At 73.4% G+C, this 22,195-nt stretch carries 21 protein-coding genes and 1 tRNA gene; 14 read left to right on the forward strand and 8 right to left on the reverse strand.

Features of this window, described 5'->3' with window-relative positions; all coding sequences use genetic code 11:
- Nucleotides 1-123: 123 nt before the first annotated feature.
- Nucleotides 124-642, reverse strand: coding sequence for an NUDIX domain-containing protein (locus tag ABZ924_RS32925; RefSeq protein WP_361918128.1), 519 nt, complete (start codon nt 640-642; stop codon nt 124-126).
- 86 nt (nt 643-728) lie between these two features.
- Between ABZ924_RS32925 and ABZ924_RS32930 the strand changes: the two genes are divergently transcribed.
- Nucleotides 729-2,384 (forward strand): FAD-binding dehydrogenase, encoded by a 1,656-nt coding sequence (locus ABZ924_RS32930; RefSeq protein ID WP_361918131.1) that lies wholly within the window; start codon nt 729-731, stop codon nt 2,382-2,384.
- A 32-nt stretch (nt 2,385-2,416) separates the two neighbouring features.
- Here ABZ924_RS32930 and ABZ924_RS32935 read toward each other — a convergent pair whose 3' ends face one another.
- Complete coding sequence (locus ABZ924_RS32935; protein ID WP_361918134.1) at nt 2,417-2,854, reverse strand: ASCH domain-containing protein; 438 nt, start codon at nt 2,852-2,854, stop codon at nt 2,417-2,419.
- Nucleotides 2,855-3,073: 219 nt separating this feature from the next.
- On the opposite strand from ABZ924_RS32935, the gene ABZ924_RS32940 reads away from it, so the two are divergent.
- The 3 genes from ABZ924_RS32940 (at nt 3,074) to ABZ924_RS32950 (ending at nt 7,333) form a co-directional block, all read left to right on the forward strand.
- Nucleotides 3,074-4,018, forward strand: coding sequence for a hypothetical protein (locus ABZ924_RS32940; RefSeq protein WP_361918137.1), 945 nt, complete (start codon nt 3,074-3,076; stop codon nt 4,016-4,018).
- Nucleotides 4,019-4,101: 83 nt separating this feature from the next.
- Nucleotides 4,102-5,646 carry an APC family permease gene (locus ABZ924_RS32945; RefSeq protein WP_361918140.1) on the forward strand — a complete coding sequence of 515 codons (1,545 nt, stop codon included), beginning with the start codon at nt 4,102-4,104 and terminating at the stop codon, nt 5,644-5,646.
- A 250-nt stretch (nt 5,647-5,896) separates the two neighbouring features.
- Nucleotides 5,897-7,333: an amino acid permease gene (locus ABZ924_RS32950; RefSeq protein ID WP_361918143.1), complete on the forward strand. Its 1,437-nt coding sequence runs from the start codon at nt 5,897-5,899 to the stop codon at nt 7,331-7,333.
- Nucleotides 7,334-7,406: 73 nt separating this feature from the next.
- Here ABZ924_RS32950 and ABZ924_RS32955 read toward each other — a convergent pair whose 3' ends face one another.
- The gene (locus ABZ924_RS32955) at nt 7,407-7,766 is read right to left on the reverse strand and encodes a zinc ribbon domain-containing protein YjdM (protein WP_361918146.1); all 360 of its coding nucleotides are present in this window, start codon (nt 7,764-7,766) and stop codon (nt 7,407-7,409) included.
- A 65-nt stretch (nt 7,767-7,831) separates the two neighbouring features.
- Nucleotides 7,832-7,919 (reverse strand) — tRNA-Leu (locus tag ABZ924_RS32960).
- A 163-nt stretch (nt 7,920-8,082) separates the two neighbouring features.
- Here ABZ924_RS32960 and ABZ924_RS32965 point away from each other — a divergent pair.
- The 3 genes from ABZ924_RS32965 to ABZ924_RS32975 all read left to right on the forward strand — a co-directional run bounded on the left by ABZ924_RS32965 (nt 8,083) and on the right by ABZ924_RS32975 (nt 10,663).
- Nucleotides 8,083-9,408: a M20/M25/M40 family metallo-hydrolase gene (locus ABZ924_RS32965; RefSeq protein WP_361918149.1), complete on the forward strand. Its 1,326-nt coding sequence runs from the start codon at nt 8,083-8,085 to the stop codon at nt 9,406-9,408.
- A 129-nt stretch (nt 9,409-9,537) separates the two neighbouring features.
- Entirely contained in the window at nt 9,538-9,771 is a 234-nt protein-coding gene (gene chpH, locus ABZ924_RS32970) for a chaplin ChpH (RefSeq protein WP_361918152.1), read from the forward strand.
- A 97-nt stretch (nt 9,772-9,868) separates the two neighbouring features.
- Nucleotides 9,869-10,663 carry a chaplin gene (locus tag ABZ924_RS32975; protein WP_361918155.1) on the forward strand — a complete coding sequence of 265 codons (795 nt, stop codon included), beginning with the start codon at nt 9,869-9,871 and terminating at the stop codon, nt 10,661-10,663.
- Nucleotides 10,664-10,714: 51 nt separating this feature from the next.
- On the opposite strand, the gene ABZ924_RS32980 is transcribed toward ABZ924_RS32975, so the two are convergent.
- On the reverse strand, nt 10,715-10,903 hold the full coding sequence (locus tag ABZ924_RS32980) for a DUF5703 family protein (protein WP_361918158.1): 189 nt from the start codon (nt 10,901-10,903) through the stop codon (nt 10,715-10,717).
- Between the two features lie 47 nt (nt 10,904-10,950).
- On the opposite strand from ABZ924_RS32980, the gene ABZ924_RS32985 reads away from it, so the two are divergent.
- Nucleotides 10,951-11,619 (forward strand): hypothetical protein, encoded by a 669-nt coding sequence (locus ABZ924_RS32985; RefSeq protein ID WP_361918161.1) that lies wholly within the window; start codon nt 10,951-10,953, stop codon nt 11,617-11,619.
- A gap of 114 nt (nt 11,620-11,733) precedes the next feature.
- Here the strand turns inward: ABZ924_RS32985 and ABZ924_RS32990 are convergent, their stop codons facing one another.
- Together ABZ924_RS32990 and ABZ924_RS32995 are read right to left on the reverse strand one after the other, a co-directional pair.
- Nucleotides 11,734-14,079, reverse strand: a complete 2,346-nt coding sequence (locus ABZ924_RS32990) for a helix-hairpin-helix domain-containing protein (protein WP_361918164.1) — start codon at nt 14,077-14,079, stop codon at nt 11,734-11,736.
- Complete coding sequence (locus tag ABZ924_RS32995) at nt 14,076-15,068, reverse strand: aldo/keto reductase (protein WP_361918167.1); 993 nt, start codon at nt 15,066-15,068, stop codon at nt 14,076-14,078. The genes ABZ924_RS32990 and ABZ924_RS32995 overlap by 4 nt, the downstream gene beginning before the upstream one ends.
- Before the next feature lie 102 nt (nt 15,069-15,170).
- Between ABZ924_RS32995 and ABZ924_RS33000 the strand changes: the two genes are divergently transcribed.
- Nucleotides 15,171-16,220, forward strand: a complete 1,050-nt coding sequence (locus tag ABZ924_RS33000; RefSeq protein WP_361918170.1) for an LLM class F420-dependent oxidoreductase — start codon at nt 15,171-15,173, stop codon at nt 16,218-16,220.
- A 176-nt stretch (nt 16,221-16,396) separates the two neighbouring features.
- Entirely contained in the window at nt 16,397-17,185 is a 789-nt protein-coding gene (locus ABZ924_RS33005; RefSeq protein ID WP_361918173.1) for a ferritin-like domain-containing protein, read from the forward strand.
- Between the two features lie 21 nt (nt 17,186-17,206).
- Here ABZ924_RS33005 and corA read toward each other — a convergent pair whose 3' ends face one another.
- Nucleotides 17,207-18,199, reverse strand: coding sequence for a magnesium/cobalt transporter CorA (gene corA / locus ABZ924_RS33010; RefSeq protein ID WP_361918176.1), 993 nt, complete (start codon nt 18,197-18,199; stop codon nt 17,207-17,209).
- A 294-nt stretch (nt 18,200-18,493) separates the two neighbouring features.
- Between corA and ABZ924_RS33015 the strand changes: the two genes are divergently transcribed.
- The 4 genes from ABZ924_RS33015 (at nt 18,494) to mshC (ending at nt 22,075) form a co-directional block, all read left to right on the forward strand.
- Nucleotides 18,494-19,231, forward strand: a complete 738-nt coding sequence (locus ABZ924_RS33015) for a histidine phosphatase family protein (protein WP_361918179.1) — start codon at nt 18,494-18,496, stop codon at nt 19,229-19,231.
- Between the two features lie 77 nt (nt 19,232-19,308).
- Nucleotides 19,309-19,899 carry a DUF3090 domain-containing protein gene (locus ABZ924_RS33020; RefSeq protein WP_361918182.1) on the forward strand — a complete coding sequence of 197 codons (591 nt, stop codon included), beginning with the start codon at nt 19,309-19,311 and terminating at the stop codon, nt 19,897-19,899.
- Complete coding sequence (locus ABZ924_RS33025; protein ID WP_361918185.1) at nt 19,863-20,723, forward strand: SCO1664 family protein; 861 nt, start codon at nt 19,863-19,865, stop codon at nt 20,721-20,723. Before ABZ924_RS33020 ends, ABZ924_RS33025 begins: the two co-directional genes overlap by 37 nt.
- Nucleotides 20,724-20,845: 122 nt before the next feature.
- Nucleotides 20,846-22,075, forward strand: a complete 1,230-nt coding sequence (gene mshC / locus ABZ924_RS33030) for a cysteine--1-D-myo-inosityl 2-amino-2-deoxy-alpha-D-glucopyranoside ligase (RefSeq protein ID WP_361918188.1) — start codon at nt 20,846-20,848, stop codon at nt 22,073-22,075.
- The last annotated feature ends 120 nt before the right edge of the window (nt 22,076-22,195 follow it).

Genomic DNA, 22,195 nt, shown 5'->3' on the forward strand with positions numbered 1-22,195 from the left:
ACGCATGAACGATCGCATGGTGTGGATCGACTGCGAGATGACCCCCAAACCCCGCGCCTCAAACGCCGGCGAGGCTGAAATTGCCGGACCCCGGCGGGGCGGGGAAGGGAGGTGTCGGCGGGGTTACGGTAGGCCGCGGAAGGCGCGGAGCCGCCGGTACGCCTCCAGGCCGTCCGGCACCCACGGCCACCCCCCGTCCGCGACCCGCGCCGCCAGTTCCTCCTCGGAGAGCCAGGCGTGCCACGCCACCTCCGACTCCTGCGGCCGCACCGGCGCATCGCAGCGCACCTCGTGCACGTACGACCACCACGCCCCGCCGGGGCCCTCGTACAGGAACTTGAACAGCGGTTCCGGCTGCGCCAGCCCGTCCACCCCGAGCTCCTCCCCGGCCTCCCGCAGCGCGGCCTCGGCATAGCCCTCCCCGGCGCCGAGGACCCCGCCCACGAACATGTCGTAGTGGGAGGGGAAGACCAGCTTCGACGCGGTCCGCCGGTGCACGAAGATCCGCCCGGCCGCGTCCCTGGCCTGCACGAACACGCACCGGTGGAGCAGCCCGCGGGCATAGACCTCGCCGCGCGGCGCCTGCCCGGTCACCCGGTCGTCGCGGTCCACCACGTCCAGCACTTCGTCAGCAGCACTCACACGGTTCATCCAACCACCGCCATTGACCGGTTACCGCTCCGTAGCCAAGGATCTGCCCCACAGCCGACCGGAGGGGGCAGTTGCGCATGACGTACGACGCAGACGTGATCGTGATCGGGGCGGGGCTCGCCGGGCTGGTGGCCACCGCCGAGCTCGTCGACGCCGGCCGCACGGTGATCCTGCTCGACCAGGAGCCCGAGCAGTCCCTCGGCGGCCAGGCGCACTGGTCCTTCGGCGGCCTGTTCTTCGTCGACTCGCCCGAGCAGCGCCGGATGCGGATCAAGGACAGCCATGCGCTCGCCCTCCAGGACTGGTTCGGCACCGCCGGCTTCGACCGCGAGGAGGACGCCTGGCCGCGCCGCTGGGCCGAGGCGTACGTCGACTTCGCGGCCGGCGAGAAGCGGTCCTGGCTGCACGCCCGCGGGGTCCGCTTCTTCCCGGTGGTCGGCTGGGCCGAACGGGGCGGCTACGACGCCCTCGGCCACGGCAACTCCGTGCCCCGCTTCCACATCACCTGGGGCACCGGCCCCGGCCTGGTCGAGCCGTTCGAGCGCCGCGTCCGCGCCGGGGCGGCCCGGGGCCTGGTGCAGCTGCGGTTCCGCCACCGCGTCACCGGGCTGTCCCGCACCGGCGGAGCCCTGGACACGGTCACCGGTGAGATCCTGCGGCCCTCCGCCGCCGTACGCGGCACCGCGAGCAGCCGCGAGGCGGTCGGGGCCTTCTCGCTGCGGGCCCAGGCGGTGATCGTGACCAGCGGAGGCATCGGCGGCAACCACGACCTCGTGCGCGAGCAGTGGCCGGCCCGCCTGGGCACCCCGCCGCAGCGGATGCTCTCCGGGGTCCCGGCGCACGTGGACGGCCTGATGCTGGGCATCGCCGAGGACGCCGGCGCCCGCCACATCAACAAGGACCGGATGTGGCACTACACCGAGGGCATCGAGAACTGGAACCCGATCTGGGCCCGGCACGGCATCCGCATCCTGCCCGGCCCCTCGTCGCTCTGGCTCGACGCCACCGGCCGGCGGCTCCCCGTGCCGCTCTTCCCCGGCTTCGACACCCTCGGCACGCTCGAACACATCATGCGGACCGGCCACGACCACACCTGGTTCGTCCTGAACGAGCGCATCATCGGCAAGGAGTTCGGCCTGTCCGGCTCCGAGCAGAACCCCGACCTCACCGGCCGGTCCGTCCGCGAGGTCATCGACCGGGCCCGACAGGCGGTGCCCGGGCCGGTCAGGGCGTTCATGGAGCACGGCGCCGACTTCGTCGTCGAGCGGGACCTGTCCGCCCTGGTGCGCGGCATGAACGCGGTCACCAAGGAGGACCTGCTCGACGAGGAGACCGTCCGCCGGGAGCTCACCGCCCGCGACCGGGAGATCGCCAACCCGTTCACCAAGGACCTCCAGGTCACGGCCATCCACGGCGCCCGCAAGTACCTCGGCGACCGGCTCGTCCGCACCGCCGCCCCGCACCGCATCCTGGACCCGAAGGCCGGCCCGCTGATCGCCGTACGGCTGTCGATCCTGACCCGCAAGTCCCTCGGCGGACTGGAGACCGACCTGTCCTCCCGGGTCCTGACCGACTCCGGCGACCCGCTGCCCGGCCTGTACGCGGCCGGGGAGGCGGCCGGGTTCGGCGGCGGCGGCGTCCACGGCTACCGGGCGCTGGAGGGCACCTTCCTCGGCGGCTGCATCTTCTCGGGCCGCGCGGCCGGCCGCGCCGCCGCCGCGGCGGTGGCCTGACGGGCCGCGGCCCTTCCGGCCCCGCCGGCGTTTCAGGAGACGGCGCGGGCGAGCCGCTCCACGACCCGGAACCGCTCCGCCACGACCAGGGTGTCGTCGTCGACGGTGTACTCCGGGTCGCCCAGCGCCTCCCGGACCGGATCGCTGTGCCAGAAGCGCTCGTGCGAGGCGCGCCATTCGGCCACCGACGCGTATCCCTCCCCCTCGTCCAGCGCGTGCCGGAGGTCCACGTCCGCGAGCCGGAGGACCTTCACGTCCGTCACCTCCACCACCGCCAGGGCCCGCTCCCGCGAGTCCACCAGCACCGCCCGGTCGCCCGGTGCGGGCAGCGGCTCGCCGTCGGCCTCGTACTGGGGCAGCAGCCCCGTCGTCGCGGTCTTCGCGCCGCTCAGCACCGCGGCCACCAGTTGGTCGCGCAGCGGCCCGGGGAAGCCGAGCAGGTACGGCGGGAGGTCTTCGTACGTCGTCATGCGCCCACCCTACGACCGGCACCCGAACCCCCACCGAACCGGAACGAATCGCTCAACAACCGCCCCTTCCCGACCAGTTGAAACGCGCCACCCGGCGGACCGGACCTTGACGCGGAGCTGCGCCTACCGGTTTGCTGTGCGTGATCATCCCTGTCGTCCCCGTCATGCCGTCCGCCCGCGCCCGTGTCCCGCGCCCGTGTCCTGGAGGGAAAACCGCGGATGTCCCCGCCTCCGCCGCCCCTCGGCCGCGCCCGCAAGCGGGACGCCCAGCTCTTCGACCCGGCCCTGTGCGACACGGAACTGGTCGACGTCCGCTCCCAGTTCACCCAGGGCCGGTGGGCCAAGGCCCGAGCCCTCCTCGCCGGCACCGGCGACGACTGGGACCGCCGCGGCCACCGCGTCGTCGTCCTCGCCGAGACCCCGGCCGCCACCGCCTGGGCCCGCGAATGGCTGCTCGCCGAACCCGACAGCGCCGACGCCGCCACCCTCCTCGCCTGCGCCGCCGTCTTCACCGCCCTGCGCCGCAAGGGCACCCCCGAAGCCGCCGAGGAGGCCTGCCGGCGGGCCGCCGCGCTGCTCCCCGCCGACCCCACCCCCTGGCTCGGCCTGCTCATGCTCTCCCGCGCCTTCGGCAGCGCGGAGGAGTTCAGCCGCCACTTCGACCAGGTCCGGGCCCGCCACCGCGAGCACCACCACGCCCACCACCTGATGGTCGCCCGCCTCGCCGAGCACGCCCCCGCCTCCGGCCACGACCCGCTCCACGAGGTCTACGACTTCGCCGCCTGGGCCGCCGAGGAGTCCCCGGCCGACTCCCCGCTCGCCGTCCTGCCGGTCATCGCCCACGCCGAGCGCTACCGGGTCCTCGCCGCCACCCACGGCCGCACCCCCGACGGCGCCGCCGCCCACTGGTCGGGCCGCCGCGCCCGCCAGGTGCTGCGCGCCGCCTTCGACTGGTGGCTCGAATGGGAGCGCGAGGACCACCCCCGCAACCGGGTCGACCTCAACTTCCTCGCCCACGCCAAGCTCTGCGAGGGCCGCCCCGCCGAGGCCGCCGCCCTCTTCCACCGCATCGGCAGCCACGCCACCCGGGCGCCCTGGTCCTATCCCGACCTCGACCCCCACAAGGCCTTCCTCGCCGCACGCAGCGCCGCGCTCGGCACGTGACGGCGCCGCGCGACCGCACCGCCCCACCCCACCGCACCACCGCACCGCCCCACCGCGTCGATCACCCCGAAAGGACACCCGCCATGGCGACGGGCAGATCCACCACGCTCGGCACCGCTCCGGAGATCCGGACCTACAAGGGCCAGGACCGCGCCCTGCGCGCCGACCGCCTCGGCACCGCCGGCCTGCTGCTCTCCGTACTGGCCGCCAGCGCCCCCCTGATGGTCGTCGCCGGCGTGATGCCCACCACGTTCGGCGTGATGGGCGTCGTGGGCCAGCCCCTGCTGTTCGTGATCCTCGGCGTCGTGCTCGCGCTCTTCGGCGTCGGCTACGCCGAGATGAGCCGCCACGTCCACAACGCGGGCGCCTTCTACGCGTACATCGCCCGGGGGCTGGGTCCCACCGCCGGCGCCGGCGCCTCGTTCGTGGCCCTCGTCGCCTACAGCGCCATGCAGGTCGGCGTCTACGGCATCCTCGGCTTCGAGATCTCCAACCTCTTCGCCACCTACCTCAAGACCGACCTGGCCTGGTGGATACCCGCCCTGGCCGCCGTCGCCCTCACCGGCGCCCTCGGCTGGCTCAAGATCGACCTCAACGCCCGGGTCCTCGGCGTCCTGCTCCTGATCGAGTGCGCCCTCGTCGTCGTCTTCGACGTGGCCGCCCTCGGCGACCCCGGAGCCGAAGGCCTCTCCCTGCACGCCTTCAACCCCTCGACCCTCGGCGGCGCCGGCCTCGGCACCGCCCTGTGCTTCTGCATCGCCGCCTTCGTCGGCTTCGAGCAGTCCCCGGTCTACGCCGAGGAGACCAGCAAGCCGCACATCGTCGTCTCCCGCGTGATGTTCCTCGCCGTCGGCTTCGTCGCCCTCTTCTTCGCCTTCAGCGCCTGGGCCCTGACCGTGGCCACCGGCCCCTCCGAGATCGTCAAGACCTCCGCCGAGGCCGGCCCCGGCCTGCTCTTCCAGCTCACCGAGAGCCGCCTGGGCACCGCCTTCACCGACGTCCTGCACGTCCTCTTCGTCACCGGCATGTTCGCGGCCATGCTCAGCTTCCACAACGTGGTCGCCCGCTACGCCTTCGCCATGGGCCGCGAGGGCCTCCTGCCCGCCTCCTTCGGCCGCACCAACCCGGGCACCGGCGCCCCCGCCACCGGCTCCCTGCTCCAGACGGCCGTCGCCACCGTCGTCGTCCTCGCCTTCGCCTTCACCGACGACAAGCCGGGCGGCGACCCCACCGCGCCCGTCCTGCACCTGTTCACCTGGATGGGCAGCGTCGGCGCGCTCGGTGTGACCCTCCTCATGGCCGCCGCCTCCTTCGCCGTCATCGCCTTCTTCGTCCGCCGCGGCACCGCCGCCGCCCAGCTCTGGCGCCTCCTCGCCGCCGGACTCGCCGGGATCGCGCTGCTCGGCATCGCCGTCTACACCGTGAAGGACTTCGGCGTCCTCGTCGGCGCCGAGAAGGGCTCCGCCCTCAGCTGGCTGCTGCCCGCCGTCATCGGCGCGGCCGCCGTCGGCGGACTGCTGTACGGGGTCCTGCTGCGCGGCAGCAACCCCGAGGTGCACGCCCGCATCGGCCTGGGCAACGAGGCCTTCCGGCTCGACCAGGCCGCGGAGGCCGCCCCGCGCGACTGACCCCGGGGGCCGGGCCGAGCGGCTGCGGTCCTCGCCTTCGTCCTCGCTTTCGTGCCCCTGCCAGGCCCCCGAAGCCCGTTTCCAAGGTCGTCGGGGGCCTCGGCGTAACGGGGCCGGGTTTTGGCCATGGCCGGGGGTCATGGTCTCCTATGGCGACAAAAACACCGGACCGCCGCACAGGTGACACCACCCAGGTCCCCTGCGCCCAGGCCCGGACATGCCTGTCCCACCCACGAAGGCGAAGCACCACATGAGCGACCGCACCTTGACCGGGGCACCCGCCCCGGCGTCCTCCAGCCACGTCGACGCAGGTGACGAGGGTTACAGCAAGGACCTCAAGTCCCGCCACATCAACATGATCGCCATCGGCGGGGCGATAGGCACCGGCCTGTTCCTCGGCGCCGGCGGCCGCCTCCACGGCGCCGGCCCCTCCCTCGCGATCGCCTACGCGGTGTGCGGCATCTTCGCCTTCTTCGTCGTCCGGGCCCTCGGCGAGCTCGTCCTCTACCGCCCGTCCTCCGGCGCGTTCGTCTCGTACGCGCGCGAGTTCATGGGGGAGAAGGGCGCCTACACGGCCGGCTGGCTGTACTTCCTGAACTGGTCCACGACCACTGTGGCCGACATCACGGCCGCCGCCACCTACGCGCACTTCTGGTCGATGTTCACCAGCATCCCCCAGTGGGCCCTGGCCCTGGTCGCCCTCGCCGTGGTCCTCACCGCGAACCTGATCTCGGTGAAGTACTTCGGCGAGATGGAGTTCTGGTTCTCCCTGGTCAAGGTCGCCGCCCTGGCGATCTTCCTGGTGGTCGCGATCTACCTGGTCGCCACCAGCCACGACATCGGCGGTCACACCCCGGGCCTGTCCACCATCACCGACAACGGCGGCATCTTCCCCTCTGGCGTCATGCCGATGCTCCTGGTCGTCCAGGGCGTCGTCTTCGCGTACGCCTCCGTCGAGCTGTGCGGCGTCGCCGCGGGCGAGACCGAGAACCCCGAGAAGATCATGCCGAAGGCGATCAACTCGATCATGTGGCGCGTCGGCCTCTTCTACGTCGGCTCCGTCGTCCTGCTCGCGATGCTGCTGCCGTACACCTCGTACTCCGCCGACCAGAGCCCCTTCGTCACCGTCTTCGACAAGCTCGGCATCCCCGGCACCGCCGGCATCATGAACCTCGTCGTGCTGACCGCGGCCCTCTCCAGCCTCAACTCCGGCCTCTACTCCACCGGCCGCATCCTGCGCTCGATGGCCATGTCCGGCTCCGCGCCCAAGTTCACCGCCCGCATGAACAAGGGCAAGGTCCCCTACGGCGGCGTCCTGTTCACCGCCGCCTTCGGCCTCGCCGGCGTGGGCCTGAACTACCTGATGCCGGCGGACGCCTTCGAGCTCGTCCTGAACTTCGCCTCGCTGGGCATCCTCGGCACCTGGGCGATGGTCATGATCTGCTCGCTGTTCTTCTGGCGCCGCGCGCAGAACGGCCTCGTGGAGCGCCCCGCGTACCGCCTGCCCTGGGCCCCGTACACCCAGATCGTCACCCTGGTCTTCCTGCTCTCGGTGCTGGTCCTGATGTGGTGCGACGGCGGCGTCGGCCGCACCACCGTCCTGTGCGTCCCGGCCATCGGCGCCGCCCTGGTCGGCGGCTGGTTCCTGGTCCGCCGCCGCGTCGCGGAGATCGCGGCCCGCGGCTGAGCCCCCTCGGCCCCGGCCGAAACGCAGAAGGACCCCGCCCGAGGGCGGGGTCCTTTCCCGTATGTGCGGCCGGTCAGGCCTTCTTCACCACGCTGGACTTCAGCTGCATGGCCCCGAAGCCCTCGATCCGGCAGTCGATGTCGTGGCCGTCGACCCCGTCGACGATCCGGATGTTGCGCACCTTGGTGCCGGCCTTGATGCCCGACGCGCTGCCCTTGACCTTGAGGGCCTTCACGACGGTCACGCTGTCCCCGTCCTGCAGGACGTTGCCCACGGAGTCCCTGACGACCCGCTCGCCGCCCGCGGCGGCGTCCCGGTCGCCGTCCTCGGCGGGCACCCACTCGTGGCCGCACTCGGGGCACACCACGAGCGCATTCATCTCGTACGTGTACTCACAGGAGCACTTCGGGCAAGGAGGAAGATTCTCGATCACACCCCCAGGATACCGGCAGAACGGCCGGGAAAAGCAGAGAACCCCTGCTCAGCAGGGGTTCTCAGTGGTGTCCGAGGGGGGACTTGAACCCCCACGCCCGATAAAGGGCACTAGCACCTCAAGCTAGCGCGTCTGCCATTCCGCCACCCGGACAAGGTGTCTGTCTCGCGGCCCTCGGCCGTTCCGACGTGGAAAACATTACCAAACATTCGGGGCCCTCGATCACACCCCCCTCGGCCGGGGATCGCCCTTGGGCGGAGCGGGCCGAAGCGGGAGGATGGGGGGCAGTCGGTACCGATCAGTGGGAGGAAGCAGCGTGAGCCAGTCGAGCGCGGGCAGGACCGTCTCGGGCGAGGACGAGGTCGTCGACCTCTGCCGGGACCTCATCCGGATCGACACGAGCAACTACGGGGACCACTCGGGCCCCGGCGAGCGCAAGGCCGCCGAATGGGTCGCCGAGAAGCTCGCCGAGGTCGGCCTGGAGCCGCAGATCTTCGAATCCCACAAGGGCCGCGCCTCGACCGTCGCGCGGATCGAGGGCGAGGACCCCTCGCGGCCGGCGCTGCTGATCCACGGGCACACCGACGTGGTGCCCGCGAACGCCGCCGACTGGACCTACGACCCGTTCTCCGGCGAGATCGCCGACGGCTGTGTGTGGGGCCGCGGCGCCGTCGACATGAAGGACATGGACGCGATGACGCTCGCCGTCGTCCGCGACCGGCTGCGCAGCGGCCGCAAGCCCCCGCGCGACATCGTGCTGGCCTTCCTCGCCGACGAGGAGGCCGGCGGCGTCTACGGCGCCCGGCACCTCGTCGACAAGCACCCCGGGCTCTTCGAGGGCGTCACCGAGGCGATCGGCGAGGTCGGCGGCTTCTCGTTCACCGTCAACGAGAACCTGCGCCTGTACCTGGTGGAGACCGCCCAGAAGGGCATGCACTGGATGCGGCTCACGGTCGAGGGCACCGCGGGCCACGGCTCCATGACCAACAACGACAACGCCATCACGGAGCTCTGCGAGGCCGTGGGCCGGCTCGGCCGCCACCAGTGGCCGGTGCGCGTCACCAAGACCGTGCGCTCCTTCCTCGACGAGCTCTCGGACGCGCTGGGCACCCCCCTCGACCCGGACGACATGGACGCGACCCTCGCCAAGCTCGGCGGCATCGCCAAGATGGTCGGCGCCACCCTGCGCAATTCGGCCGCGCCGACGATGCTGGGCGCCGGCTACAAGGTCAACGTGATCCCCGGCCAGGCCACCGCGCACGTGGACGGCCGCTTCCTGCCCGGCTACGAGGACGAGTTCTTCGCCGACCTCGACCGGATCCTCGGACCGCGCGTGAAGCGGGAGGACGTGCACGGCGACAAGGCCCTCGAGACGGACTTCGACGGCCGGCTCGTCGACGCCATGCAGGGCGCCCTCAAAGCCGAGGACCCGATCGCGCGCGCCGTCCCGTACATGCTCTCCGGCGGTACGGACGCCAAGTCCTTCGACGACCTCGGCATCCGCTGCTTCGGCTTTGCGCCGCTGCAGCTGCCGCCGGAGCTGGACTTCGCCGGGATGTTCCACGGCGTGGACGAGCGGGTGCCGGTGGACGGGCTCAAGTTCGGCGTACGCGTGCTCGACCGGTTCATCGACAACTGCTGAGATTCGAGAGGGTGTGCGCTTTCCACCGGGAAGAGTGAATGCGCTCATAAGCTCGTAGCTCCGGTGATCCCTCCTCGTTACAGGTGGTGCGGTCCGCGGCTGGGACCGCATTGCCTACTAGGAGGAACAATGCTCAAGAAGGTTGTGGCCGCTGCCGCCGCCACCGGTGGTCTGGTTCTCGCGGGTGCGGGTCTGGCTGTTGCCGACGCGGGTGCCCAGGGTGCGGCCATCGGCTCCCCCGGTGTCGTGTCCGGCAACGTGGTCCAGGTTCCGATCCACGTTCCGGTCAACGTGTGCGGCAACACCATCAACGTGGTCGGCCTGCTGAACCCGGCCTTCGGCAACACCTGCGTCAACTCCTGACGCGTCTGAAGTCTTGGGCCCCGGAGCGCATTCCAGCGCTCCGGGGCCGCCGGGCTTTACGGCCCGGAGGTTCGTACACAGCAGGGGGACATCGACAATGCGACGACAGGCAGCGGTCACCAGGAAGACCCTGATCACGATGGCGGCTGCGGGGGGTGTGCTCGCGCTGGGCGGGGGCTACGCGCAAGCCGACTCCGGGGCGTCCGGCAGTACCGCGAACTCCCCGGGCGTGCTGTCCGGGAACACCGTGCAGGCGCCGGTGGATGCACCGGTCAACGTCTGCGGCAACACGGTCACGGTGGTGGGAGGCCTGAACCCGGCCTTCGGAAACCGCTGTTCGCACCACTCGGCCGCGCCGGGACAGCCGGGGCAGCCCGGGCAGCCGGGTCAGCCCGGCAGCCCCGGCCAGCCGGGCGGGCCCGGGTACCCCGGCCACCCGGGCGGGCCCGAGGAGCCGGACGAGCCGTGCGACGAGGACGAGGAGCAGCCGGGACACCCCGGCCAGCCGGGCGGGCCCGGCACTCCGGGCAACCCCGGTACGCCCGGGGGGCCGGGAACGCCGGGGAACCCCGGGAATCCGGGGAATCCGGGTACGCCCGGGAACCCTGGTACGCCGGGTCAGCCCGGTACGCCCGGTACGCCGGGAACCCCCGGTCACCCCGGCCTGCCCGGCAGCCCCACGGGCCCCGGGGCCGGTTCGGTCGTCCCGGGCACCCTCCCCGGCCAGGGGACGGGTACGGGGAGCGGGGGCGCCGTCGGACTGGGGCCGGCCCACCAGGCCGGACTCGCCGCCACGGGAGCCGGTGACGCCCTCGGCATCGCCCTCCCGCTCGCGGCCGGCACGCTGCTCGCCGGAGCCGTGCTCTACCGCCGCGCCCGCAGCGCGGCCTGACGGCCCCTCACGGCGTGGGCCCCGCCCCCGGGAGCGGGGCCCGCGCCACCGTCACCAGGTCGCCCGGACCTGACGGATGATCCGGCGGCGCAACCGCACGCGGCGACTGCCGTCCCGGTGCAGGGTCAGCCGGTCGAGCTCCCAGTTCCCGTACTCGGCATGGTCGGTCAGCAGGCGGGTCGCCTCGATGCGGGGGACTCCGCGAGGCACGTACACGTCGACAAATTCGTATTCCGGCATCGCATCTATTGTGCGGGCACCACCCTGCTACGGATAGCGTCTGCACTATGTCTGATGCCGCTCTGCCCACTGTTGCCGAGGTACGCGCCGCCGCCGAGGCGGTCAAGGCCGCCATCGACCGTCACCTCGCCGCGGTCGAGAGCAGGATCGGGGACGAGGACCCGGCCGTCTACGCCGCGTTCAACGAACTCGCCGCCGCCGCCGAGGAGTACGACGAACTCCTCTACGACCGCTACGACGAGGTCACCCCGTTCGAGATCCCCACCCCCGAGGACGGCGCCCCGTACGCGGGGCCCGCGGAGCCCGCCGCGTTCAGCGTGCTCATCCGCCGCGACTACACCGTCGTCCAGCCGTCGCGGCTGATCGCGCAGGCCGACCGGGTCGCCGCGCACGACCGGGACGCCGAACTCGTCCACGACGGCGGCACCGCCGGCGCCCTGGGCGTCCTGTTCGGGGAGTACGAGCCCGACGAGATCGCCTCCTGCGCCAAGGACTTCGGCCTCGAGGAGGGCGACTCGACCCTCTGGATCGCGGCCGCGCACGAGGTCGCGGAACCGGGGGAGTGGCTCGGCGAGCCCTTCGGGAACACCGATCCGCAGGACGTGCTGCACCGGTTCGACGTCAGCTCCGTGTTCGACGAGGACACCGACGACTTCGACGAGGAGGACGAGGCCGAGGACGACGAGGCGGCCGAACCGGGTCTGGCGCCCGCCTGATCCGTCGGCTTGCCCCTGTGTCCGCGTCCCCGCCGGACATGTCGCGGCCCCCGCCCGGGAAGGGCGGGGGCCGCGGTGTGCGGGTGGGCCGGACGGCCGGCCCGGCTCGGGTCGTCAGCTCTCGGGCTGCTCCTGCGCCGCCGCCGTCAGGGCCCGCAGCAGGCCCGCCAGGCGGGTCGTCCGCGGCTTCGGCAGCACCTGGGCGACCGCGTGGGCGAGGGCCTGGTCCACGCCGTGCACGACCGACAGGTGCCGCTCGGCCCGGCCGAAGGCCGTGTACACCCAGTCCCGCGACAGGGCCTGCGCCGCATCGCCCGGGAGCACGGCCACCACCGCGGGCCAGCGCGCGCCCACCGCCTGGTGCGCCGTCACCGCCCAGCCGTGCCGCACCTGCGCCTCCACCCGCTCCCGCGGTACGACGATGCGCCCGCCCGCGGCGTCCAGGTGCAGGCCCTCGGCGTCGGCGGACACCACGCGGCCCGGCACCACCCGCCCCGGCGAGGGCACGTGGACCACGCGGTCGCCGGGGTCGAAGCCGCCGAACCGGCCCGGGCCGGGGTTCAGCCGCTCCTTCAGGGCCGCGTTCAGCGCACGCGTGCCCGCCGGGCCGCCGTGGCCCGGGGTGATCACCTGGATGCCGTCCGCCCCGACCCCGAAGGCGCGCGGCACCGACTCGGCCACCAGCTGCACGGTGCGGTGCACGGCTTCGCCGGCGTCGCGCACGGGGACGATGACGACCTCCTTGCCGGGGGCGTCGACCTGGTTCAGTTCGCCGATGCCGATCCCCGACACCAGCTCGCCGAGCGGGCCCGGATCGGGGATGCGGGAGACCAGCTGCGGGCAGGCGCGGGCCGCGAGCACGTCGGCGAACACCCGGCCCGGGCCCGCCGATCCGAGCACCCCCGGGTCCCCGGACAGGACCAGGCGGGCGCCGTCGGGCACCGACTCCACCAGGGCGGCGGCGGTCTCCACGTCCAGCTGCGGCGCGTCCAGGACGACCAGCAGGTCGAGCTCGAACTGTCCGTCCGCGTCCCGCTGCGGGCCCTCCGTGCCGGCGAGCAGCCCGGCCACCGTGACGGCCTCCCGGCGGCCCGGGGCGTGCGCCGCCAGGCAGGTGCGCAGGCCCCGCTCCCGGGCGGCCGCCACCAGGGCCAGCGGCTCGGCGCGGGCGGCCTCGCCGCCGGTGTGCACGACGAGGCCGTGGGCCGCGACCGCGCGGATCAGCTCGGCGCCCGGGCCGGTGGCGGGGGCGTCCCAGTCGGCCGGGCCGGCGAAGGTGCCGGCCAGCCGGGCCAGGCCGTCGGCGAGGCTCTCCTCGGCCAGGGCGTAGCCCTCCAGGCCGACCAGGACGCGTACGGGCTGTGCGGCGTCTTCCGCGTCGTCTTCCGCGTCGTCCTGGGCGGCGGACTGGGCGGTGGACTGGGCGGTGGACTGGGCAGCGGGCGTGTCCAGCGGCTCGTGGAACACCAGGACCAGGCCCTCGGCGATGGCCTGCTCCAGGGCGTCGCCCGGCCTCGGCACGCCGTACTGGGCCAGGGCCGATTCCAGGGTCGGGGCCTCCAGGGCGGTGTGGCCCTTGAGCGCGGCCTGCTCCAGCAGCCAGCCGACCAGGGCGGCGGCGCGGCGGTCATCGGCCGGGCCGGCCTCGGGGCCGAGCAGGGCGCGGGCGAACCCGTCGGCCTGGGTGGGGCGGACGCCGGTGACCGCCAGGAGCCGCCAGGGGTTCTCGGTGAGCTCCTCGGCGGCCGCCTCGCCGAGGACGGCGGCGGCCCGGGCCGCCAGCTCGGCGGGGGCGCCGCCGCGGGCGAGGACGGCCCGTACGGCCTCGATGCCCTCAGCGGAGGGTTCGGGAGCCGCCGCCGGGCGGGGGCGCGGCTGCGGCTGCGGGGCGGGGGCCGGAGCGGGCCTGCGCGCCCCGCCCTCCGCCTCGTCGAAGTACCGCGGGGCGGCCTTCTCGCCGCTCTCCACGGCCCGTACGGCGGCCAGCAGGTCCGCGGCCTTGCCGCTGAGCTTGGCGCCGGCCTCGACCGGGCCCTGGCGCTGTGCCTTGCGCCGCTCGATGCGCTCCCGTTCGACCTTCTGGGCGGCGAGCTCCGCCTCGGCTTCGCTGAGCCGGGGGCTGTCGCCGTCCCCTGCGGGGCTTTCCCCCTCCCCGCCCCTTTCCGAAACCGGGGACTCCGCCCCCGGCCCCCCGTCTGCCCCGGCTCCGCCGGATGCCGACTCCGCCTGCGGCGCACCGGCGGCGGCTGCCCCGTTGTCGCCTGCGTCGGCTTCCGCTCCGTCCGCCGCTTCGCCGGCAGGCCCGTCGGCCTGCGGTGCCTCGGCGGCGTCGGGTGGGGTGTCAGAGGGGGCGTTCGGGGGTGGGGTGGCCGTGTCGGGGTCGGGCCGCGTGGGGGCCGCCCCGGGGGTGTCGGGGGCCGGGGTGGCCTCCGGGGCGGCGGGGTTGCGGTCCGTGCTCACAGCGTGCTCCAGTCGTGATCCGGGTAGCGGTGCACCGGCGCCGAGACATCGTCCAGCGCCTGGCGGATTTCCTCCGGAAGGGTAAGGGTCTCCACCGACAGTGCCTCTGCCAGCTGCGGTGAGGTGCGCGCGCCGACCAGTGGCGCGACCACCCCGGGCCGGTCCCGGACCCATGCCAGGGCCACCTGGAGCGGGGTCACGGCCAGGCCGTGGGCTGCCGTGGCCACCGCGTGCACGATCCCGGCCGCCGTGTCGTCCAGGTACGGCTCCACGAAGCCGGCCATGGCGGGCGACGCGCCCCGGGAGTCCGCCGGGATGCCCGACCGGTACTTGCCCGTCAGCACCCCGCGCCCCAGCGGGGAGGACGGCAGCAGTCCGATGCCCAGGTCCAGCGCCGCGGGGAGCACCTCCCGCTCCACGCCCCGCTGGAGGAGGGAGTACTCCATCTGGGTGGTGGCCAGGCGGGTGCGCAGCCCCGGCGAGGCCAGCTGCCACGTGGCCGCCTTCGCCAGCTGCCAGCCGCTGAAGTTGCACACCCCCGCGTACCGGGCCCGCCCGCTGCTGACCGCCAGGTCCACCGCGTGGAGGGTCTCCTCCAGCGGGGTGCCGGGGTCGAAGGCGTGGACCTGCCACAAGTCCACGTACTCCGTGCCCAGCCGGGCCAGGGAATCGTCCAGCGCGGCGAGCAGGTGCCCGCGCGAGCCGTCGAAGCGCCGGTCGGGATCCGGCACGCCGCCCGCCTTCGTCGCGATGACCAGCTCCCGCCGCGGCACCAGCGAGCCGACGAGCCGCCCGAGCAGGTACTCCGCCTCACCGCCTCCGTACACGTCGGCGGTGTCGACGAGCGTCCCGCCCGCCTCCCAGAAGGTCTTCAACAGCTCGGCGGTGCCCGGCTCGTCCGGGCCCTGCGCGTCGCGGCCCCACGTCAGGGTGCCGAGGCCGATCCGGGACACGCGCAGGCCGGTGCGGCCGAGATGCCTCTGCTCCATGAACGCTGAGACTAGCGGGGCACTGACGCCACGGACCCGGGCGCGCTACAGTCCCTGCCCAGACCAACGTTACTGATCGGTAAACCGGTAAGGGGACGACACATGCGGCTCGGCATCAATCTCGGCTACTGGGGCGCCGGCATGGACGCGGACAACCTGGCCGTGGCCCAGGAGGCGGACCGCCTCGGCTACGACGTCTGCTGGGCCGCCGAGGCCTACGGCTCGGACGCGCCGACCGTGCTCGCCTGGGTCGCCGCCCAGACGGAGCGCATCGACGTCGGCTCCGCGATCATGCAGATCCCGGCCCGCCAGCCCGCGATGACCGCCATGACGGCCGCCACCCTCGACTCGCTCACCGGCGGCCGCTTCCGCCTGGGCCTGGGCGTCTCCGGCCCCCAGGTCTCCGAGGGCTGGTACGGCGTGAAGTTCGACAAGCCGCTCGCCCGGACCCGCGAGTACGTGGAGATCGTCCGCAAGGCGATGACCCGCGAGCGCCTCACGTACGAGGGCGAGCACTGGACCCTGCCCCTGCCGGGCGGCCCGGGCAAGCCGATCAAGCTGACCGTGCACCCTGAGCGCGAGCACATCCCGCTCTACATCGCCGCCATCGGCCCGAAGAACCTCGAGCAGACCGGCGAGATCGCCGACGGCGCCCTGCTGATCTTCCCGGCCGCCGAGCACCTGGAGGCCACCGCCCTCACCCACATCCGGGCGGGTCGCGAGAAGGCCGGGCTCACCATGGACGGCTTCGACGTCTGCCCGACCGTCCCGCTGGCCGTCGGCGACGACGTGAACGGCCTCGCCGACATGTTCCGCCCCTACACGGCCCTGTACGTCGGCGGCATGGGCAGCCGCAAGCAGAACTTCTACAACCAGCTCGCCCAGCGCATGGGGTACGAGAAGGAGGCCGCCGAGATCCAGGACAGGTACCTGTCGGGCGACAAGACGGGCGCCGCCGAGGCCGTCCCGCACTCGCTGATCGACTCCACCACCCTGCTCGGTTCGGTCGAGCGCATCGCGGACCGGATGCGGGCCTACGCCGAGGCCGGCGTCACCACGCTGACCCTCGCCCCGGCCGGGTTCACCCTGGACGAGCGGATCACCGCGCTGCGCGCCGGCACCGAGGCCCTGGAGCTGGCCGGCCTCGCCTGACCCGGGCCCGAGGGCCCTGCGGCCGTGGTGGGGGCTCGGGGGTCTTCCCCGCCACGGCCGACACAGCCAACAACGCGCACGGGGCCCGCCGGGTTACGCCCGGGGCGCCACCCCGTTCGGCCGAGTCCGGCGGCCCCTCGGTTGCCCGGCCCCCGGAACGGCCGTTGACTCGATGCATGGTCTCTGCCCGCAGCCTGTTCCAGGAGATCGTCGACCACGACGACTCCTTCCAGCTGTTCTGCTCGATCGCCGCCAGCGGGGAGTCCCAGGGCGGGTGGGAGAACGCGCGGATCGCGGCCCTCGTGCCCGACAGCATGCGCGACCTCGCCCCCAAGATCGCCCGGCACGGGGCCGACGAGGACAAGCACGGCCGCATCTTCCACGCCCTGCTGCGCAAGCGGGGCCTGCCGGCCGTCCCCGTACCGCCCGAGACCGACTACACGATGCTGCTGGAGCGCAGCGGCATCGGCCTGGCCCACGCCAAGCTCCGCTCCGACGAGCCGCTGACGGAGGAGGACATCGTCGTCTACCTCTCGCACAGCCGGGTGACCGAGCAGCGCGCCGCCGACCAGATGGACATGCTCGTGCGGCACTTCGGCGACCACCCCGAGGTCGGCAAGGCCATCCGCATGATCAGCAACGACGAGGACAACCACCTCGCCTACTGCCACGAGGAACTGCTCCGCCTCGCCCGCGGGGGCCACGGCCGCACCATCCAGCGGGTGCTGCGCGAGAGCGCCCTCACCGAGATCACCGTCTACCGCGACGTGAGCCTCGCCGTCATGGGCCACATGGGCCGGCTCCTGCACTGGCCCGCCGCCAAATCGGCCGCGCTCGCCGCCGGTATCCGCGGCATGTACGCCTGGGAGCGCTTCGCCGGCTGGCACCGGATGGTCGACCTGCACCCGCCCGAGCGGCGCAACGCCCTGGGCGGCGCGCCGACCGGCGCCCCCGAGTTCGCGTAGTGCCGTCCCCCTGCCGCGGCGCTACAGCCAGCCGCGGGACTTGAACAGCCGGTGCAGGCCCAGGCAGGCCGCCGCCATCACCACCAGCACCGCCGGATAGCCCCACGCGTGCCGGAGCTCCGGCATGTGGTCGAAGTTCATCCCGTAGATCCCCGCGACCATCGTCGGGACGGCGGCCATCGCCGCCCACGCGGAGATCTTGCGCATGTCGTCGTTCTGCCGGACGCCCATCTGCGCCAGGTGCGCGGCCAGCGCGTCCGACAGCAGCCGGTCCAGCCCCTCGATGTACTCGTTGGCCTTCGTGAGGTGGTCGGACACGTCCCGGAAGAACGGCTTGGCGTGGTCGTGCACGAACGGCACCGTCCCGGAGGCCAGCCGGTCCATCGGCGCCAGCAGCGGGCTCGTCGCCCGCCGGAACTCCAGCACCTGCCGCTTGAAGCCGTAGATCCGGGCGGCGGTGTTCCGGGTGTCCGGGGGGACCGGGGCGAAGACCTCCGCCTCCAGCTCCTCCAGGTCCGCCTGGAGCTCGGCCGCCACCTCGATGTAGTGGTCCACCACCGCGTCGGACACCGCGTACAGCACCGCCGTCGGGCCGTGCCGCAGCACCTCCGGCTCCTGTTCCAGCCGGGTGCGCACGGCGGCCAGCGGGGCCCCCTCGCCGTGCCGGACCGTGACCACGAACGAGTCGCCGATGAACACCATCAGCTCGCCGGTGGCCACCGTGTCCGCGTCGTCGTCGTACACCACCGGCTTCAGCACGACGAACAGCGAGTCGTCGTACACCTCCAGCTTGGGCCGCTGGTGCGCCGTCAGCGCGTCCTCGACCGCCAGCTTGTGCAGCCCGAACTCCCGGCTGACGTGCTCGAATTCCTCCTCCGTCGGCTCGTGCATGCCGACCCAGAGGAACGCGTCGCCCACCGCCCGCGCCTCGTCGAGGGCATCGGAGAAATCCTCCGGGGCGGGGGAGCGGCGGCCGTCCCGGTACATCGCGCAGTCGACAATCACGCCGGGCATTCTCCCCCGCCCGGCGCCCGCCCGCACCAGCGCCGCCCCGCCCGCCGCCCCCGCCGACCGCTTTCCGGCCCGCGCCCCCGCACCCCTCCCGCCGCCCGGCAGGCCTTAGGGCCTGCCGTCACATTCCCGTCTGCCCTGCGGCGCCTGGCACGCACTCTCGCCGTACCGGGCGAAAGCCCGAGTACGCCCAGTACGCGGGCTTCCGCCCGGCACGGCGAGAGCACGCACCAGACAGCGCAGGGCCGCCCTTCGGGCGACGACGGGAATGTGACGGCAGGCCCTAGGCTTGGCGCCATGGCCACGCTGATCCTCGTACGACACGGGCGGTCCACCGCCAACACCGCAGGGCTGCTCGCCGGATGGACCCCGGGCGTGGCCCTCGACGCACGCGGCGCGGAGCAGGCCGCGGCCCTGCCCGGACGGCTCGACGGGGTGCCGCTCGCCGCAGCCGTCAGCAGCCCCCTCCAGCGCTGCCGGGAGACCCTCGAACCGCTGCTCGCCGCCCGCCCCGAGCTCGAGCTGCACACCGACGAGCGGATCGGCGAATGCCACTACGGCGACTGGTCCAACCGCAAACTCTCCGAGCTCGCCGACGAACCCCTGATGAAGATCGTCCAGCAGCACCCGTCGGCCGCCGCCTTCCCCGGCGGGGAGTCCCTGCGCGCGATGCAGGCCCGCGCCGTGGACGCCGTGCAGGAGTGGAACGCGCGGATCGAGCAGGAGCACGGCAGCGACGCCGTCTTCCTGATGTGCTCGCACGGCGACATCATCAAGTCCCTTGTCGCGGACGCCCTCGGCATGCACCTCGACCTCTTCCAGCGCATCCACGTCGACCCCTGCTCCGTCACGGCCGTCCGCTACACCGCGACGCGGCCGTTCCTGCTCAGGCTCGGCGACACCGGCGACTTCGGCTCGCTCGCCCCGCGCCCCGCCCGCGTACCGGACGCGGCCGGCGCCGACACCGCGAGCTTCGAGGCGGCCACCGAGGACGGCGGGAACGCGGTCGTGGGAGGCGGTGCGGGCGCGGCGTGATCGAACGGCGCAGTAGGGTGGATGGGCCAACACTAGTGCGCACCCGTGCCCCTGCCGCCGAGACTTGGAGACTGGACGTGCCCCGTCAGGTGTTCCTCTACGACCCGCCGGACCGCTTCGTGGCCGGCACGGTCGGTCTGCCGGGACGCCGTACGTTCTTCCTGCAGGCCTCCGCCGGCCCCCGCGTCACCAGCGTCTCCCTGGAGAAGACCCAGGTCGCCGCGCTTGCCGAGCGGATGGACGAGCTGCTGGACGAGGTCGTACGGCGCACCGGCGGCAACGCGGCGGTCCCGGCCGTGGCCCCCACCGAGGCCGCCGACACGGCGCCGCTGGACGTCCCCGTCGACGAGGAGTTCCGCGTCGGCACCATGGCCCTGGCCTGGGACGGCGAGCAGCAGCGGATGATCGTCGAGGCGCAGGCACTGGTGGAGATCGACGTCGACTCCGAGGAGGACCTCGCCGAGGCGGAGGAGCGGCTGCTGCAGGACGAGGAGAACGGCCCGCCGATGCTCCGCGTCCGCCTCACCGGCGCGCAGGCCCGGGCCTTCGCCAAGCGGGCCCTGGACGTGGTCAACGCCGGCCGGCCGCCGTGCCCGCTGTGCAGCCTGCCGCTGGACCCCGAGGGCCACGTGTGCCCCCGCCAGAACGGCTACCGGCGCCAGGTGTGAAGGCCACGGGGGAGCTCGAGGAAGTGCTCGCCAAGGGCGAGCTGACCGTCGTCGGCCGGATCCCGGGGGCGTCCAACGCGGTCCTGCTGTGCACGGCGACGTACGGGGGTGCCGACGTCGACTGCGTGTACAAGCCGGTCAAGGGGGAGCGCCCCCTGTGGGACTTCCCGGACGGCAACCTCGCCCGCCGGGAGGTCGCCGCCTACCTGGTCTCCGAGGCCACCGGCTGGGGCCTGGTGCCGCCGACCGTGCTGCGCGACGGGCCGTACGGGGAGGGCATGGTCCAGCAGTGGATCGAGTCCGGGCACCGCGGCGGCGAGGCCGAAGCCGAAGCCGACGGGAGCGGGCTGCTGGCCCTCGTCGAGGGCGAGGAGGCGGGGGAGGGCTGGAAGCCCGTCGGCTTCGCCGACGTCGGCGAGGGCCGCACCGCGCTCCTCGTCCACGCGGACGATCCGCGGCTGCGCCGCCTCTCCGTCCTCGACGCCGTGATCAACAACGGCGACCGCAAGGGCGGCCACCTGCTGCCCGGCCCCGACGGGCGCCTGTACGGCATCGACCACGGGGTGAGCTTCCACGTCGAGGACAAGCTGCGCACCCTCCTGTGGGGCTGGGCGGGGGAGCCGCTGACCGACGAGGCCCAGGAGGTGCTGGGGCTGCTCCAGGGGCGGCTCGCGGCCGGGGAGGCGCTCGCCACCCGGCTGGCCGAACTGATCACGCCCGCCGAGCTGGCCGCCGTACGGGCCAGGGTGGCGCGTCTGCTGCGCACCGGGGTGCATCCCAAGCCCTCCGGGCAGTGGCCCGCCATCCCCTGGCCGCCCGTCTGAGCAGGACGGGGCCGGCGCACCCCGCGACACGCACAGAACCGGCCGGACCGCAAGAGCGCCGATCAGGCCAACCCTGCTGGTCCGGTTAGTTTTCGGAACACGCGTCCGGTTAGGCTCGAGGCATGCATGCCTGGCCCGCTTCTGAGGTCCCCGCCCTTCCCGGCAAGGGCCGCGACCTCCAGATCCACGACACCGCGACCCAGGGGAAGATCACCCTCGACCCCGGTCCCGTCGCCCGTATCTACGTCTGCGGCATCACTCCGTACGACGCGACCCACATCGGTCACGCGGCGACCTACAACGCGTTCGACCTCGTGCAGCGCGTGTGGCTCGACACCAAGCGGCAGGTTCACTACGTCCAGAACGTCACCGACGTCGACGACCCCCTGCTCGAGCGGGCGCTGCGCGACGGACACGACTGGACCGAGCTCGCGGAGCGCGAGACCGCCCTGTTCCGCGAGGACATGACCGCACTGCGCATCCTGCCCCCGCAGCACTACATCGGCGCCGTCGAGGCCATACCGGGCATCGTGCCGCTCGTGGAGCGGCTGCGGGACGCGGGCGCGGCGTACGAGCTGGACGGGGACGTCTACTTCTCGGTGGAGTCCGACGTGAACTTCGGCCAGGTGTCCAACCTGGACGCCGAGGCGATGCGGCTGCTGTCCGCGGAGCGCGGCGGCGACCCGGAGCGGCCGGGCAAGAAGAACCCGGTCGACCCGATGCTGTGGATGGCCGCGCGACCGGGCGAGCCGAGCTGGGACGGCGGCTCGCTGGGCCGCGGCCGGCCCGGCTGGCACATCGAGTGCGTCGCCATCGCCCTGGACCACCTGGGAATGGGCTTCGACATCCAGGGCGGCGGGTCGGACCTCGCCTTCCCGCACCACGAGATGGGGGCCTCGCACGCGCAGGTCCTCACGGGCGAGTTCCCCATGGCCAAGGCGTACGTGCACGCGGGCATGGTCGCGCTGCACGGCGAGAAGATGTCGAAGTCCAAGGGCAACCTGGTCTTCGTCTCCGCGCTGCGGCGGGCCGGGGTGGACCCGGCGGCGATCCGCCTCGCGCTCCTGTCGCACCACTACCGGGCCGACTGGGAGTGGACCGACGCGGTCCTCGCCGAGGCGGAGGCCCGTCTGGCCCGGTGGCGGGCTGCGGTGTCCCGGCCGGACGGCCTGCCGGCCGACGCGCTGGTGGAGGAGGTCCGGGCGGCCCTCGCGGACGACCTGGACGCCCCTGCGGCGCTGGCCGCGGTGGACCGCTGGGTGGACGCCCAGAACGCCTCCGACGGCGACGACATCACGGCCCCGGGCCTGGTCTCCCGCACGGTCGACGCCCTCCTGGGCGTAGCCCTGTAATCCCGCTGCCACTGTTTCGCTGCGCGGAGCAGTTCCCCTCCCCGCCCCTTCCCGAAACCGGGGGCTCCGCCCCCGGACCCCCGCGCCTCAAACGCCGGCGAGGCTGAAATATCAGCCCCG

It is taken from the genome of Streptomyces sp. NPDC046876, assembly GCF_040645035.1.
In the GTDB taxonomy this organism is placed as follows: domain Bacteria; phylum Actinomycetota; class Actinomycetes; order Streptomycetales; family Streptomycetaceae; genus Streptomyces.

What these genes read in the sequence shown, in the direction of transcription:
- ABZ924_RS32930 (WP_361918131.1), top strand. Translation starts at nt 729, where the DNA reads ATGACGTACGACGCAGACGTGATCGTGATCGGGGCGGGGCTCGCCGGG.
- ABZ924_RS32935 (WP_361918134.1), bottom strand. Translation starts at nt 2,854, where the DNA reads ATGACGACGTACGAAGACCTCCCGCCGTACCTGCTCGGCTTCCCCGGG.
- ABZ924_RS32940 (WP_361918137.1), top strand. Translation starts at nt 3,074, where the DNA reads ATGTCCCCGCCTCCGCCGCCCCTCGGCCGCGCCCGCAAGCGGGACGCC.
- ABZ924_RS32945 (WP_361918140.1), top strand. Translation starts at nt 4,102, where the DNA reads ATGGCGACGGGCAGATCCACCACGCTCGGCACCGCTCCGGAGATCCGG.
- ABZ924_RS32950 (WP_361918143.1), top strand. Translation starts at nt 5,897, where the DNA reads ATGAGCGACCGCACCTTGACCGGGGCACCCGCCCCGGCGTCCTCCAGC.
- chpH (WP_361918152.1), top strand. Translation starts at nt 9,538, where the DNA reads ATGCTCAAGAAGGTTGTGGCCGCTGCCGCCGCCACCGGTGGTCTGGTT.
- ABZ924_RS32975 (WP_361918155.1), top strand. Translation starts at nt 9,869, where the DNA reads ATGCGACGACAGGCAGCGGTCACCAGGAAGACCCTGATCACGATGGCG.
- ABZ924_RS32980 (WP_361918158.1), bottom strand. Translation starts at nt 10,903, where the DNA reads ATGCCGGAATACGAATTTGTCGACGTGTACGTGCCTCGCGGAGTCCCC.
- ABZ924_RS32985 (WP_361918161.1), top strand. Translation starts at nt 10,951, where the DNA reads ATGTCTGATGCCGCTCTGCCCACTGTTGCCGAGGTACGCGCCGCCGCC.
- ABZ924_RS32995 (WP_361918167.1), bottom strand. Translation starts at nt 15,068, where the DNA reads ATGGAGCAGAGGCATCTCGGCCGCACCGGCCTGCGCGTGTCCCGGATC.
- ABZ924_RS33000 (WP_361918170.1), top strand. Translation starts at nt 15,171, where the DNA reads ATGCGGCTCGGCATCAATCTCGGCTACTGGGGCGCCGGCATGGACGCG.
- ABZ924_RS33005 (WP_361918173.1), top strand. Translation starts at nt 16,397, where the DNA reads ATGGTCTCTGCCCGCAGCCTGTTCCAGGAGATCGTCGACCACGACGAC.
- corA (WP_361918176.1), bottom strand. Translation starts at nt 18,199, where the DNA reads ATGCCCGGCGTGATTGTCGACTGCGCGATGTACCGGGACGGCCGCCGC.
- ABZ924_RS33015 (WP_361918179.1), top strand. Translation starts at nt 18,494, where the DNA reads ATGGCCACGCTGATCCTCGTACGACACGGGCGGTCCACCGCCAACACC.
- mshC (WP_361918188.1), top strand. Translation starts at nt 20,846, where the DNA reads ATGCATGCCTGGCCCGCTTCTGAGGTCCCCGCCCTTCCCGGCAAGGGC.